General features: G+C 42.4%; 12 protein-coding genes. 9 read left to right on the forward strand and 3 right to left on the reverse strand.

Annotation, left to right across the window (positions count from 1 at the left end; genetic code table 11):
- The first annotated feature begins 33 nt into the window (after positions 1 to 33).
- The 6 genes from LJD61_RS11475 (at position 34) to LJD61_RS11500 (ending at position 6,247) form a co-directional block, all read left to right on the forward strand.
- The gene (locus tag LJD61_RS11475; protein ID WP_255227679.1) at positions 34 to 981 is read left to right on the forward strand and encodes an ABC transporter ATP-binding protein; all 948 of its coding nucleotides are present in this window, start codon (positions 34 to 36) and stop codon (positions 979 to 981) included.
- Positions 978 to 2,093, forward strand: coding sequence for an ABC transporter permease (locus LJD61_RS11480; RefSeq protein WP_255227680.1), 1,116 nt, complete (start codon positions 978 to 980; stop codon positions 2,091 to 2,093). The genes LJD61_RS11475 and LJD61_RS11480 overlap by 4 nt, the downstream gene beginning before the upstream one ends.
- On the forward strand, positions 2,090 to 3,193 hold the full coding sequence (locus LJD61_RS11485; RefSeq protein ID WP_255227681.1) for an ABC transporter permease: 1,104 nt from the start codon (positions 2,090 to 2,092) through the stop codon (positions 3,191 to 3,193). The genes LJD61_RS11480 and LJD61_RS11485 overlap by 4 nt, the downstream gene beginning before the upstream one ends.
- A 161-nt stretch (positions 3,194 to 3,354) precedes the next feature.
- On the forward strand, positions 3,355 to 4,452 hold the full coding sequence (locus tag LJD61_RS11490; RefSeq protein WP_255227682.1) for a sensor histidine kinase: 1,098 nt from the start codon (positions 3,355 to 3,357) through the stop codon (positions 4,450 to 4,452).
- Positions 4,430 to 5,065, forward strand: a complete 636-nt coding sequence (locus tag LJD61_RS11495; protein WP_255227683.1) for a response regulator transcription factor — start codon at positions 4,430 to 4,432, stop codon at positions 5,063 to 5,065. Before LJD61_RS11490 ends, LJD61_RS11495 begins: the two co-directional genes overlap by 23 nt.
- The gene (locus LJD61_RS11500; RefSeq protein WP_255227684.1) at positions 5,066 to 6,247 is read left to right on the forward strand and encodes a cation diffusion facilitator family transporter; all 1,182 of its coding nucleotides are present in this window, start codon (positions 5,066 to 5,068) and stop codon (positions 6,245 to 6,247) included.
- A 29-nt stretch (positions 6,248 to 6,276) separates the two neighbouring features.
- Here the strand turns inward: LJD61_RS11500 and LJD61_RS11505 are convergent, their stop codons facing one another.
- The 3 genes from LJD61_RS11505 to LJD61_RS11515 form a co-directional block, all read right to left on the reverse strand.
- Positions 6,277 to 8,475, reverse strand: a complete 2,199-nt coding sequence (locus LJD61_RS11505) for an ABC transporter substrate-binding protein (protein ID WP_255227685.1) — start codon at positions 8,473 to 8,475, stop codon at positions 6,277 to 6,279.
- 162 nt (positions 8,476 to 8,637) lie between these two features.
- Positions 8,638 to 10,404, reverse strand: coding sequence for an ABC transporter ATP-binding protein (locus tag LJD61_RS11510; RefSeq protein WP_255227686.1), 1,767 nt, complete (start codon positions 10,402 to 10,404; stop codon positions 8,638 to 8,640).
- A gap of 12 nt (positions 10,405 to 10,416) precedes the next feature.
- On the reverse strand, positions 10,417 to 12,168 hold the full coding sequence (locus tag LJD61_RS11515; protein WP_255227687.1) for an ABC transporter ATP-binding protein: 1,752 nt from the start codon (positions 12,166 to 12,168) through the stop codon (positions 10,417 to 10,419).
- A 217-nt stretch (positions 12,169 to 12,385) separates the two neighbouring features.
- Between LJD61_RS11515 and LJD61_RS11520 the strand changes: the two genes are divergently transcribed.
- From LJD61_RS11520 to LJD61_RS11530, 3 genes are all read left to right on the forward strand, one after another.
- Positions 12,386 to 13,093 carry a DUF975 family protein gene (locus LJD61_RS11520; RefSeq protein WP_255227688.1) on the forward strand — a complete coding sequence of 236 codons (708 nt, stop codon included), beginning with the start codon at positions 12,386 to 12,388 and terminating at the stop codon, positions 13,091 to 13,093.
- Between the two features lie 66 nt (positions 13,094 to 13,159).
- Positions 13,160 to 13,648 (forward strand): prolyl-tRNA synthetase associated domain-containing protein, encoded by a 489-nt coding sequence (locus LJD61_RS11525; protein ID WP_255227689.1) that lies wholly within the window; start codon positions 13,160 to 13,162, stop codon positions 13,646 to 13,648.
- A 202-nt stretch (positions 13,649 to 13,850) separates the two neighbouring features.
- Positions 13,851 to 14,672: a GNAT family N-acetyltransferase gene (locus LJD61_RS11530; protein ID WP_255227690.1), complete on the forward strand. Its 822-nt coding sequence runs from the start codon at positions 13,851 to 13,853 to the stop codon at positions 14,670 to 14,672.
- Positions 14,673 to 14,675 lie beyond the last annotated feature (3 nt).

A 14,675-nucleotide genomic window follows, 5' to 3' on the forward strand; every position in this document is an offset into this window, starting at 1 on the left:
GTTATATGTAGAAAGCATTAGGAGGGTTTTGAAATGATTTTGGAAGTAAAAAACCTGATAAAAAGATATGGCGAGACCCTTGCTGTGGATAATATAAGCTTCAGTGTAAGAGAAGGAGAAATATTCGGGCTTTTGGGACCCAACGGAGCAGGCAAGACCACTGCCATAAATACCATAATAGGAATAAATACTGCGGATAAAGGCGATATAACCATATTCGGCAAGGACATGAAGAAAAGCGCCTCTGAGATCAAAAGCGATATAGGCATCGTGCCTCAGGATATTGCCATATATCCGGATCTGACGGCCTATGAGAATGTAGAATTTTTCGGCAGGCTCTATGATTTAAAGGGCGCTCTGCTCAAGGAGCGGGTGGAAGAGGTCTTAAAGTTCACCGGGCTTATAGAACGGCGAAAGCAGCAGGCCAGGAAATTCTCGGGAGGCATGAAAAGAAGGCTCAACATTGCCTGTGCCTTAGTGCACAATCCAAAGCTTATAATCATGGATGAGCCTACGGTAGGAATAGACCCTCAGTCGCGGAATCATATCCTGGAATCTGTAAAAAAAATGAGAAAAGACGGTTCTACCATAATATACACCTCTCATTATATGGAGGAGGTGGAAGAGCTCTGTACCGATATAGCCATCATGGATCACGGTAAAATAATCGCCAGGGGCAGCAAGGAAGAGCTGAAGGCTTTTGTGGCGGTGGAAGAGAGAACGGTCATAGAATTGGATGCCATAAATTATACGGTGGCGGAGCGGATCAAAAAGGTAGAAAACGTTGTAGATTGCAGCATAGCAGGGAATACGATCACCATAATATCCAAAAAAGGCAGCAATAATTTAAGCGATCTGATACAGAGCATCCTAAGCTCAGATTCCCAAATAATATCCTTAGCTTCGGAAAAGCCGGATTTGGAGACCGTATTTCTCACATTGACGGGCAGAACCTTGAGGGATGAGGTGGCTGCAGTATGAAGGCCTTGTATATAGCTTATTATACGGCGCTGAGGAACATAAGGGATTATAGGAACCTGAGCACCATGCTGGCCTTGCCCATAGTGACCATATTCATACTGGGCTCTGCCCTTTCAGGCTCCTTTAAAATAGAAAACATAGACCCTGTGAAAGCGGTGCTGGTAGATGAGAGTAGCGGTGAACTATCGGCAGGGCTGGAGAGCTTTTTGCTCAGCCCTGATATCAAAGAGATAATGGAGATAGACAGAGCCGATGACTTTAATGAAGGCATGAATAGGGTAAAGCAAGGTAAAGCCGTATCGCTTATTCATGTGGAAAAGGGATCTGCAGGAGAAATAAAGGTTTATAAAAGCAATTCAAACCCATTTAAAGACTCTGTGGTACAGAATGTTTTAGACAGCTTCGTTCAATCTGCCAATGCGGAGTATGCTTATGCAAAGCTGGGGAGCAAAGCATCTGATGCCCATTTTTCCCAGAGTATAAAGGAAGAAGCCGTCAACACTGACGGTAAGCTGCCGAGTGCTCTGGATTATTACGCTGTGTCCATGCTTATCATGACCATGATGTATGGCACTACCTATGGGTGTGCAGCTATGTCCGAGGAGCGGTTTTATAAAACAGAGATAAGGCTGAAATCAGCTCCCGTAGCTTCCTATGAAATATATGCAGGGAAGGTTGCGGGAACAATACTGACGCTGATGCTGGATGGAGCAGTGATAATACTATTTACAAAATATGCTTATAATGTAAACTGGGGAAGCCGCATACCGGTCATACTATTCGCATGCCTTTCTCTGTCGGTGTTGGCAGCAGGCTTGGGGATAGCCGGCTTTATGCTGATAGGGGATGCAAACAAAACCCAGGCTCTTTTAAGCATCATGGTGCCTATATTCACATTCTTGGGCGGAGGATATATACCTGTTCAATATATGTCGCCTGAAATGGAAAAGCTGAGCTTTTTATCGCCGAATCATATAGGCCAGAGGATCATACTCAATAGTATATTTGAGGGAAATGCGGTGCAGACAAGGAATTATTTGCTGATATTGTGGGCGGCTTCTTTGCTCATGTTTGCTCTGAGTGCTTTTAAGGGAAGGAGGGATCTGGATTGAGCATATTGAGGAATAACTTGAAAAGACTGCTGAGGGACAAATTTAATTTTATCGTGATGGTCATTTTGCCGGTGACATTCATCGCATTATCCATATTTGCAGGAAACGGGAACCTTCCTGTAAGAGTAGGAGTGGTTGATAATGACGGCACCTTCCTTACCGGACATCTGATGGAAGGTCTGGGAAAAAATTGCATGGTGGTCATGCTGAAAGAGGATGAGATAAAGGATAAGCTTTTAAATAGCAAGGTGGAATATGTCATAAAGATCGATAAAGGATTTACCGATGAGATAATAGCAGGAGAGGATGCCCGGATAGAAGGATACGGCATAAAGGATTATAATGCCTCTATCCCTGCAAAGCTTTACATCAACAGCTTTGTGAGCTCGGCCAAAGCCATCGCCGGGGTGTCTGGGGGAGGCCGTGACAGCTTTGAAAGAGGGATGGGATACTATCTGGAAGGAAATGTTGCGGCATCCTATAAAGATATTTCCAGCACCTCCTCTAAATCCGGCCAGGAGCTGCAAAGCCTGGGATATATGGTGATGTTTATGATGTATTTATCCGTAAATGCTGCATCGTTGATCACAGAGGATAAAAAATTTAAAACCTATGAAAGGATCTTGATGTCCCGGTTAAGCCTGAAGAGGTACGCCCTTGAAAATGTGCTCAGCTTCTTCGCCGTGATATGGATTCAGATTTTGGCGTTATTTGCTATAATGTTATTAATATTTAAAATGGATTTCGGGGCTTCGATCATCAGCCTCGTCGCTTTTACTCTCATATATTCTGTTGTATCGGTATCTATGGGGATGGCCATAGTGAATTTATCAAAAACATTGAAGCAGGTGTCTTCTGTAACACCGTTGATCGTAATACCCATGTCCATGCTGGGGGGATGCTTCTGGCCTAAATGGATCATGCCTGAGGTACTCCAGAGGGCAAGCAGTTTTGTGCCGGTCAGCTGGGCTTTGCAGGGAATGGAAAAGATACTTGCAGGCGGGAGTATAGCATCCGTAGGCAGTGAAATAGGGATATTGCTGCTGTTTTCACTGGTATTTTTCCTTTTAGGCTCAGCCAAAACCAACAGCTTTGCATAATATATTGAAGATCAACCTGTTATGGTGTATTATGCAATTAGTAACTATGATTTTGCTGTAATAAGTTCAAATCTGTTATGATAGCTGATATAAGAGTGCATAGTGAAGTAGCCTTTCAGCTGACACAACAGATGCTATCAGCAAGCCTTTGAGGTTTTGGTATGAACTATGTGATTAAAATATTGCTTTTCTTGTATGTGATAGTGATGGAGATAATCGGAGGCAAGGCCGGGTATGCAGAAGTGGCCCTTATGCTTTTGCTGATTGCTTCCAATATATTCAGAGAAAAATATAGAAACAGTCCTATGCTTATGATCGGAGAGGCTGTATGCATATTGCTGCTGGCTGTCAAAGAAACCTCATGCATTTATCTCTATTCAATAATCGCCTATGATCTTGTGCAGTCCGGATATTACTATATATCCGGACTATTAATAATTCCCGGGATAGTTATTCTAAGCCCCTTTGGCTTTACAAGCTACTCAATGCTTCTGGTCCTGTGCGGATACTTTGCCTATATAAGCCGAAGGATGAAGGAAAGGGAAGTATTATACCGGGAGGCTTATGACAGGGAGAGGCAGCTGCGATATGAGCTGGAGAGAGCAAAAGCTGAAGCATTGAATGCCTCCAGGGAGATTGAGCATCTGACGGAGTTAAGGGAAAGGAACAGGATAGCCAGAGAAATACATGACAGCGTAGGTCACAGCCTGGCCGGCATCATGATGCAGCTTCAGGCTTCAGTGAAGCTGAAGGATAAGGATGCCGGGAAATCTGACCAGCTGTTAAGGGATTCTGTCCGGGGTCTATCCGATGCCATAGTGACCTTGAGAGAAACCGTGCATAATATCAAACCCAAAGAGGCTTTGGGCCTGGATTATATAGAAAGAACGGTGTATAATTTTAAATATTGCCCCGTAGAGTTTTACAAGAAGGGTGACATGTCGCTGTTAAAGCCTCATCACATTGAAATTTTCAGCCACAATATCAAGGAAGCTCTGACAAATATATCGAAGCATTCCGGCGCCACAAAGGTAAATATAAGCATAGAGTCCAACGAGAGCTATGCAAGGCTGTATATCAAGGATAACGGAAAGGGATGCAAGAACATCAAAGAAGGGCTTGGCCTGAGCGGGATGAGGGAACGGCTGAATTATGCGGGAGGAGTCATATCCGTAAGCGGTGAGGACGGCTTTATAATAGTATGTATTATACCTTTTGATAGTGGAGGTGCTGTCATTGAAAGTGCTGATTGCCGATGATGATGCTTTGATACGGGAAAGCTTGAAGCTTCTTTTGGATATGGAAGAGGACATTGAGGTCTCAGGCGTTGCTTCCAATGGGCAGGAAGCCTTTGATATCTGCCGGAAGGAAATGCCTGATGTGGTGCTGATGGATATCAGGATGCCCATAATGGACGGCGTGCTGGGGACCAAGCTGATCAAAAACAGCTTCAGGGATGTGAAGGTCGTCATCCTCACAACCTTCAAGGATGATGAATATATCAGGGAGGCAATAAAAAACGGTGCAGAAGGCTACATACTTAAAAACCAATCCTCCGACAGCATAGTGGACTGCTTGCGGGCAGTATATAAGGGCAATGCGGTATTTCAAAAAGACATAGCCAGCGCTCTGGCATCCATGATGGAAAAGGAAAGGCGAAGCAAGCCTCATGCAGACCTGACCGAAAGGGAAAGGTCAGTCATGAGACTTATATCGGAAGGCTTATCAAATAAGGAAATATCGGCAAAGCTATATTTGAGCGAGGGCACCGTAAGAAATTATGTCACAGCGCTTTTGGAAAAGCTGGAGCTGAGGGATAGGACCCAATTAGCCATTTATTATCTGAAGAATTATGACTGGAGAGATGTTTGATTGTTTACGGATTTTTTGATAAAAACCTTTATTAAGGATTATAGAAATACAAAGAACAGAGGAGTAAGGCAGAGATACGGCTATTTGACCGGCTTTACTGGCGTAGTGGCCAATATCTTGCTTTTCTCTATGAAGCTTGCCATCGGGCTCTACCTGAACAGCATAGCCGTCATGGCAGACGCCTTCAATAATCTGTCGGATGTGGCATCCTCGGTGGTGACGATTTTTGGCTTTATGATGAGCGGGAAGCCCGCAGATAAGGAGCACCCTTTCGGCCATGGGAGATTTGAGTATATCGCGGCTTTGGTGGTCTCCTTTATGGTCATGCTGGTAGGCTTTGAATTTGTAAAAAGCTCAATAAGCAGGATAATGAATCCTGAAGCCTTGAGCTTTGATGTATATACCTTTGCAATTTTAGTAGCTTCAATTCTAGTAAAGGTGTGGCTCAGCTTTTTCAATAAGAGCATCGGGAAAGCCATAGGGTCAAAGGTTATGGAAGCTACTGCCTTTGACAGTCTCAGCGACGTAATTGCTACTTCTGTAGTAGCATTGTCCCTTGCAGCATCCATATGGATAAGCTTCCCTATTGACGGCTATGTAGGCCTGGTTGTATCCGTTTTTATACTCTATAACGGCTTCAACCTCATAAAGGATACGCTCAATCCTCTCTTAGGGGATGCTCCTGATGAAGAACTCGTCAAGGCAATAATGGATAAGACTCTTTCCTATAAGGCTATTATCGGAATACATGACCTGATCGTCCATAACTATGGCCCCGGAAGGGTCGTGGCATCCATCCATGCTGAGATACCCTACAATATGGACATCATGGAGGCCCACGATATTATAGACCTGGCGGAAAAGGAAATATCCGAGGAATTGGATATACATCTGGTCATACATATGGACCCTATAAACACAGACGACAGGCTGGTGCAAAAAGCCCAGCTTCAGGTGGTGGAGATATTGGAAGACTTTCCTCAGGAATTGACCATTCATGACTTCCGCATAGTTGGGGGAGAAAAGCATATGAATCTTGTATTTGACATGGTAGTGCCCTATGACTTTGTGGAAAAGGATGAGAAAAATCTGGTGGAGGAAGTCAAGGCGGCAATAAAAAAGAGGCATCCCAATTATGATGCCATCATAACCGTTGACCGGCAATATTCGCTGCTCAAATGAGCAACCGGGGACGGCTAGTCCCCAGTGGTTTACTCCTGCAAATAAAGCATAACTTTGTTCTGCACGGCTTTAGCAGTATCTTGGGCACTTTTTTCATTTTTCATATATTGCTCCACTTCATTCTGTACTATTTCTTTCAACTCAATATCAAAGGGTTCAAATTTGTTTATTTCCGCCATAAAGCTTTTAAGATCATCCATGTCCTCATCTGTAGGCCGGTAGTATTCATCATAAGGATATTTGTCCAGATACCTAAACATATCTGCTTCGCTTCTTTCGTTTGCTTTATTATTGACAGGTAAATTATTGCTCTCGCTAAGTTTAAGCTGCATTTCTTCAGATAAAAGCAGCTTTATGAATTCCCATGCCTCTTCCTTATATTGCGAATTGCTGTTGATTGCTATATTGCGGGCACGCACTTCTCTTATATCAGTGCTCAATTCTCTGATAGCAGGTATGATGTCAAAGCTATTATAATATTTGCCATATCCATATATTTGCTTATATGAAGTAAACATAATAGGGATAAATAATATATCCTCCGGGGCAAATTCCCCATCTGAATGTATAATTTTCTTTCCGTCTATATCAGGGTGAAATAAATGTTCATCATCGATGCGCTTCATAAGCTCCAGTGCCTGTATAAATTCTTGGCTGTCAAATCTGGCAAGCTTATTTTCTTTGTCAACATAGTAGTCTATATCTCCGTAAATTATATAATGGAATAAAGCTTGAGGCCCCATTTCAGGAAGCATATAAATCTTCGTATCGGGCTTTCTGTTAGCCTCTCTAACCACGGTGTACAGCTCTTCCCAGGTCATATCCTTCTTTAAGGGAATCTCCTTTTGTCCCAACAGCTTGGTGTTGACCAAAAAACAGTTTATATAGTAATCAACAGGCAAACTGTAAAGCCCATAATCCGCTTTTGATGCATTTATTAAATTTTCATCATAGTCTTTTATATTAAAGCTTTTATCCCTATCGATAAATTCACCAAGGTTTGCAATCAAGCCTTTATCTTTATAATCAGCTATAGGAAAATCACCAAATATAATATCCGGCCCTTTTCCTGCCATCAGCTCTGCATTCAGCTTCTGTATCATTTCATCAAATGATATTTCACGGATATCATTGATTTTTATGTCAACATCAGGATGTTCTTTCTCATACTGTATAATAGCATTTGAGATAGCATTACCAAAATCATAGCTCATGTGTATAATCAGTCTCTTTTTATTTCCCTCTGCAGCACGCTGCTCGCTTTTATCCTGCTTTACAAAACAGATGATATTTGATTTTTCATCATCATAGCTTTGGACATATATCTCCTCCTCATCATCTACCAGGAATCCAGTTATATAATCAAAAGCTGACAATTCTTTGATATCCAGCAGTCTTCGATCAATATCCCCCTTGGAATCATAATTGAAAATGACTCCATCTTGCAGGCCGTAAAGCTTGCCTGAGTTTCTGTTGCAATATATATAATCCGGCGCATCCAGAACTTTAAATTCTTTTTCCCAAATAGCCTTATCATTTTTGATGTCAAATTTTTGTATATAGCTTTTCCCGCCTGTATTTCTTTGCAATAATATCAGATTGTCCTTCTCATCTACAGCGAAGTCTGAATATTTAACTCTATCCCAGGCTTTTATGCTGTTCAGGCTTTTGTCCAGCACTTCAACCGTTCCATCACTTTTACGCACATAAAGGTTTCCTTTTTTATCCGGCATCATCTTAGTTATGAACTTTCCTTTGAAGGACTCTGGATTTCCCCTTGCTTCCTTTTCAATCTTGTCACCGGATTTCTGTCCCTGTTCATCGTAGATTACCAGCTCCGTGATCATTCCGGTTATTTCACTGCCCTTTCTTTTATAGTATTGTAAAAGGGCGTACAGCTTGTCCCCGGTGTCGTATGCGAGAGACATGCCTCCCTTAAAGGTATCGGGTATTTCCCGCAGCAATGCTCCTTTTTTATCAAGGATTAGTATTTGCTCCTTTTCTTCGTCAAATACTGCAATCTCTCCTTTGCTGTTGATACATGGGCTGGAAATGCTTTGCAGCGCCATAGCAGTGCTTAAGTCTGAAGCCTCATAGCTATATGCGCTTTCTTCAATGGCATCCTTAGGATTTGATGTGTCAACCGCTTTACAGCCTGCCATGGAAAACAGCATCACAAATATACATGCAATGCTGATGATGAAACCGGCCGGTTTTTTGCACTTCATACCTATCCCCCTACCTTTTATTTATCCATACTATTTAGGCAATTGAATATCAGAAATTTCCTTGTTTTATTTATTGTACCGCTAAATACGAAATAAGGGAATAAACCAATGGGGACGGTTCTTCATGGCTCATTTGAGCCAAATAGAACCGTCCCCGCTGGTTTATTCCTTATATTGCAGCAAATACAAATCGTAATACATGCCTTTTTTGTCCAGAAGCTCCTGATGCTTGCCCATTTCTCTCAGCCTGCCCTTGTGCATGACGATGATCTTATCCGCATGCTGTATGGTGGAAAGCCTGTGGGCTATTATGATATTGGTCCTATCTTTTATTAGCTTCTTTATTGCATCCTGTATCAGCATTTCAGTCTCAGTATCGATATTCGAGGTAGCCTCGTCAAGCACCAATACAGAAGGATTGAAAGCTAGAGCTCTCGCAAAGGCCAGCAGCTGCCTCTGTCCCGAGGAGAGAGTAGCTCCTCTTTCCATTACCGTTTCTTCATACTTCCTGGGCAGCTTATCGATGAAGGTTCCGGCATTTACGAAGCTTGCCACCTCTTTTACCTTTTCATCGGTTATATCCTCATTGTTCAATCTTATATTCCCTTTTATATCTCCGGTGAAGAGGAAGACATCCTGAAGCACTACGCCGATTTGAGAACGAAGCTCGTATTTGTCTATTTCCTTGATATTCTTGCCGTCTATAAGTATTTCGCCTTTCTGTACATCATAAAGCCTGGTGATAAGGCTTATTATTGAAGTTTTCCCTGCTCCTGTGGCACCTACAAAGGCCGCTGTTTCACCGGGATTGATGGTGAAGCTTACATCCTTTAAGACCCAATTCTCCCCTTCATAAGCGAACCAAACGTTTTTAAACTCTATTTTGCCTGTGACCTTATCAAGGGGCAGAGGGTCACTGGAGTTCTTGATGGTCTCCTCCTGGTCTAAAAGCAGGAAGATTCGCTCTGCCGAAGCCATCGCAGACTGCAGGATATTGAATTTTTCGGTCAAGTCGTTTATGGGCTTGAAAAACTGGTCGATATAGTTCACAAAGGCAAAGAGGACTCCAAAGGGCACCTCGCCCTGAAGAACCTTTCCTCCCCCATACCATATGAGAAGGGCTAAAGACAGCGAGTATATGAGATCCATGGAAGGCCTGAACACTGCAAATACGAAGAGCTCCCTCATGCTCGCCTTCCTGTGCTCATCATTTATGCCCACGAATTCATCGTATTTATAATTTTCCCTGTTAAAGATCTGGATGATCTTCATGCCTGAGATATTCTCGCTCAAGGTTGAATTTATCTTTGCCAGCTTTACTCTGACCAGCCTGTATGCTTTTCTGGACTCCACACGAAAAATGGCCGCAGACAAAAATATAAGAGGTATGGCAATAAAGCTCACCAAAGCAACCTTTGCATTCATCCTGAGCATGACAATTACGATTCCTATAAGAGTAAATATATCCTTAAAAAGATTCACGAGGACCGCAGTATACATTTCGTTGAGGTTTTCCATATCGTTGCTGACCCTTGTAACGAGCCTCCCTACGGGATTTCTGTCATAGAAGGAGAGGGAGAGCCTCAGCAAGTGTGAGAAAAGCTCCTGCCTCATATTGTATATGATCTTCTGCCCCGTATAATTCAGCAGATAGACCTGGATATAGTTAAATACGAAACCTCCGGTTATGACAGCAAGAAAGAGCAGAGATATTTTCTCCAGTCCTGCCTTATTGCCTGCTGCTATGTAATCATCTATTGCCACTTTCATGAGATAGGGCCTGGCTAAATCAGTGAGAGTGATCAAAAGCAGCAGCACGAAGCAAATGGAAATAAGTCCGGCAAAGGGTTTCGCATACTTTAACAGTCTTTTCATCAGCCGGGCGTCAAAGGCTTTTCCTAAGGCTTCTTCTTCATGAAAATTGTTCATATATTCTACCCCCTATTCCTCACCGGCTATTTTTTCTTCCAGCAGCTGCTTATGGTATATGCTGCTGTAGTATCCGTTTATGGATACCAGATGGTCATGATTTCCTCTTTCGATTATCCTGCCTTCGTCTAAAACGATGATCTCATCAGCATCCTTTACAGTAGATATCCTGTGGGCTATTATGATGCTTGTCCTGTCCTTGGTTACTTCCTTCAAATTTTTAAGTATTTTTTCTTCGGTCTTTGTATCCACGGCGGATAAGCAGTCGTCAAATATCATTATGCCGGGATTCTTGGCAATGGCCCGGGCTATGGATATCCTCTGCTTCTGGCCCCCCGATAGGGTTATGCCCCTTTCTCCCAGCTGGGTTTCAAACTTCTGGGGAAAGTCCATGATATCATCGTAGACGCTGGTTATTTTAGCAGCCTCCTCTATTTTTTCAAAGGGCAGGCTTTCGTCCGCGAAGGCTATATTTTCCTTTATAGTGCAGGAAAAAAGAAAATTATCCTGGGGCACATAGCCGATCTTGCTTCTGAGAAGGTGGAAGGGCATCTGGTTTATATCATAGCCTCCCAATAAAAGTTTGCCTTTTTCTACATTATATAGCCTCAGTATCAAATTGGCCAAAGTCGTTTTGCCGCTGCCCGTCTTGCCTATTATGGCGAGGGTCTTGCCTTTTTCCAGAGTTATATCTATATCTGTGAGCGCAGGGACCTCCGCCTCCGGATAGGTAAAGGACAGATCCTTGAATTCTATGGTTTCTTCGCAATCATCAAGCTCCAGGGTATTCTCATCATCAAATATTTCCGGCTCGGTATCCAATATTTCATTGAGCCTCAGTATGGACGCCGTACCTCTTTGCAGTACGTTTATAACGTAGCCTACAGCCATCATAGGCCAGGTCAGCAGGCCCAGATAGGATATAAAGGTTACAAACTGTCCCAGGCTTATGGTCTTGTCTATTACAAGCACCCCGCCGTAATAGAGGGTGATGACGAAGCTCAAGGAGGCCATAAAGATTACCAAAGGGAACATGGCGCCCCATATTTTGATGAGATTCATGTTCTCATCAAGATTGTTTTTATTGGCATCTGCGAAGTTATTGATTTCCTTATCCTCCTGGACAAAGGATTTTATTACCCTTATGCCCGAAAAGCTCTCCTGAGCCTTATCCGTTAAGTTGGAAAAAGCCTCCTGGACCATTTTGAACTTTCTCTGGATTATTTTGCCGAAAAAGGTGACGGTAAGGGCGACAAAGGGGAGAGGTATTAAGGCTACCAGTGTAAATTTCATATCAACGGATATCATCATTATTATAATAGTGGAGATGGTCAGGAATATGGCATCCGTAGCCATGACAATGCCCATTCCGAAGGCCATCCTGACGGCATTTATGTCATTGGTGGCATGGGCCATCAAATCTCCGGTTTTTTTATGGTGAAAATAATTAATAGAGAGTTTTTCCAAATGGGAGAACAATTTATTGCGCAGCCAGAATTCCAGGTCCCTGGACGCTCCTATTATGAGCATCCTCCATATGTATCGAAAAACCGCTATAAAAACTGCAATCAATATTATTAAAAATACATAAAAATATATCTGCTTCATGGATAGGGTGTGGGAACTAAGGGAATCCGTGATATGACCAAGAAGCTTTGGGGTCACAAGCTGAAGACCGTCGACAAATAGGAGGACAAATACACCAAGCATGTATCTCCACTTGTTTGCCCGGAAGAATTCCTCCATATGTCTGAATTTGTTCATGCTATCCCTCCTGTCAATAAAACTCATAATCATAGACTATCACAAAAATGATTAGATTTACAGTGAATTTTATAGACATGAAACTATATGGGATGTATAGAAAAAGAGGGAGGGTTATGATAACATTTGATATATGGCAGGGAAATAAAGCATGGAAAAGCATTTTAATATGCTGATATAAATATTATAGATATAGAATAGAAAGTGAGGTATGGATATGTGGACAAGAAAAGAGCTTAAGGATAGAGCAAAGGCAGTGCTCAGAGGAAACTATTGGAAAGCATTTTTGATCAGCCTGGTCATCTCTCTTGCCGGAGGCGAAGACGGCGGAGGGGGAGGAAGCTCAGGCAGAAGCAGCTATAATAACTACAGAAACTCGGGAGGCCCTATGCCCTTTGATTTACCGACTATTTTCGCAATGTTTGGCGTCATGGTGATCTTGATCATATTATCCTTGCTTATCCTGCGCATTTTTTTAGGATATCCGCTGGAAGTCGGAGGCAGGAAATATTTCATCAAATCCGCCCAATACGAAGACAGCAGCGGCTGCTTTAAATATGCCTTTGACAGGGAAAATTATATGGGTATAATAAAGGCAATGCTGTTAAGGGGTGTTCAGAATTTTTTGTGGTATCTGCTGTTGATAATACCGGGCATAGTCAAATCCTATGCGTATTCGATGGTACCCTATATACTGGCTGAAAACCCTAATATGGGAGCCTCGGAGGCAATAGAACTCAGCTGCGATATGACCGAAGGCCATAAATTAGATATGTTTGTACTGGATCTGTCCTTCATCGGATGGTATTTGCTGGGGGCATTGCTTTTTGGCATAGGGGTGATTTTTGTAATGCCCTATGAAAATGCTACAAAGGCTGAGCTTTATATGGTCCTTCGACAAGGACCGATGGAAGAAGCAGCCTAGCACTGAATAAAGCCTCCTTCAAGGGAAGGTACGGTTAATACAAAAGAAAGGGAGTTGAATCCAAAAATGGAAGCACAGCAAAAAGTCTATGAAAAATTGACTGCTATGGGTATCAAATATGAGGTCATCAACCATCCTGCGGTCTATACCATTGAAGAGATGGAAAATCTGGGCATAACCGATAAGGTTGAAGTATGCAAAAATCTTTTTGTCAGAGATGCAAAGGGGAAAAAGCATTATCTCATTATCCTACGCAATGATAAGAGAGCAGACCTTAGCAATATTGCGGCACAAATAGGGAGCACAAAGCTGAGCTTTGCATCAGAGGAAAGGCTTGAGAGATATCTCAGACTGAAAAAGGGTGCAGTTTCACCTTTGGGAATAATCAATGATGCTGCTCATGAGGTAGAGGTTGTTTTTGACAAGGATTTGGTAGGCAAAGCAAATCTGGGAGTGCATCCTAACGATAATACTGCTACAGTGGTGCTATCCTATGAGGACCTTAAACGGGTCGTCTTTGAAAACGGAAATGAGATTACATTTGTCAATATATAGCAGGAGCGGCTTATAACCGTTCCTGTATATATTGACGGTATGGAAAATATATGCAATAATACATAAAAAGTGAGTATGCTTGAGCACAAGCTTGCGAGCAGCATAGGGATTGAGGCAATCCTACACGAAAGGAATAAACCCTTCGGAGTCACTCATTCGAGTGATTTTGCGGGGTTTTTTTAACATTCAGGAGGTGGTTTTGATGATCAGATTACTGGCACAGCCGGATAAGCAAATGATTATGGAGTACCTTGGAAGAAATGAAATCAGCACATCGTTTTTATACGCCAATATAATTGAGTTCGGTGTAGAGAATAAGCCGGATATGAGAAGATGCGCAGACTATTATGGGTTTTTTGAAGGTGAAGAACTGAAAGGCATCCTGCCCTTTTATAATCTTGGAAGCTGCATACCTCATTATGAGGCGGAAGCTGCAGTGCCTTTATTTGCGGGAATAATGAAAAAGAGAAGCTTTGAATTTCTGCTGGGCATGCGTGAGATTGTAAAGCCTTTATATGACGAAATTAAGGCTCATAAAGAGATCCTGGCATATGATGAAAGTGCTTATTTTACAAATAAGAGCTTTAAGCCTTATGTATTGGATGGGATAAACTTTATTGATGCGAGAGGAGCAGGCAATGATGCGGTAGTCGATTTCGTTATAAATGCCCGCGAAAAGGGATTCAATGAGATCATGACAAGAGAGGATGCCATAAAATCTTTGGTGCAAAGGAGCGAGGAAGAGGATTTTATCATCGCAGAAAAGGACGGCAAAATAGTCGCTCAAGCTTGCATTCAGACTTATACTCCGGGCATAAACCAGATTGGAAGCGTCTATACTCCTGAAGGAGAGAGAGGAAAAGGATACTGCAAAGCAGTCGTATCTGAAATATGCAGGAGAATAATAGATAAAGGCAAGATGCCCACTCTTTCCGTCAAAAAGAATAATACACCTGCTGTCAGAGCATATAATGCATTAGGATTTGAACATTACGATGATTATCTGATCGTCAGGTGCAAATAGGCA

The organism is Lutispora saccharofermentans, from assembly GCF_024363565.1.
GTDB classification, from domain to species: domain Bacteria; phylum Bacillota; class Clostridia; order Lutisporales; family Lutisporaceae; genus Lutispora; species Lutispora saccharofermentans.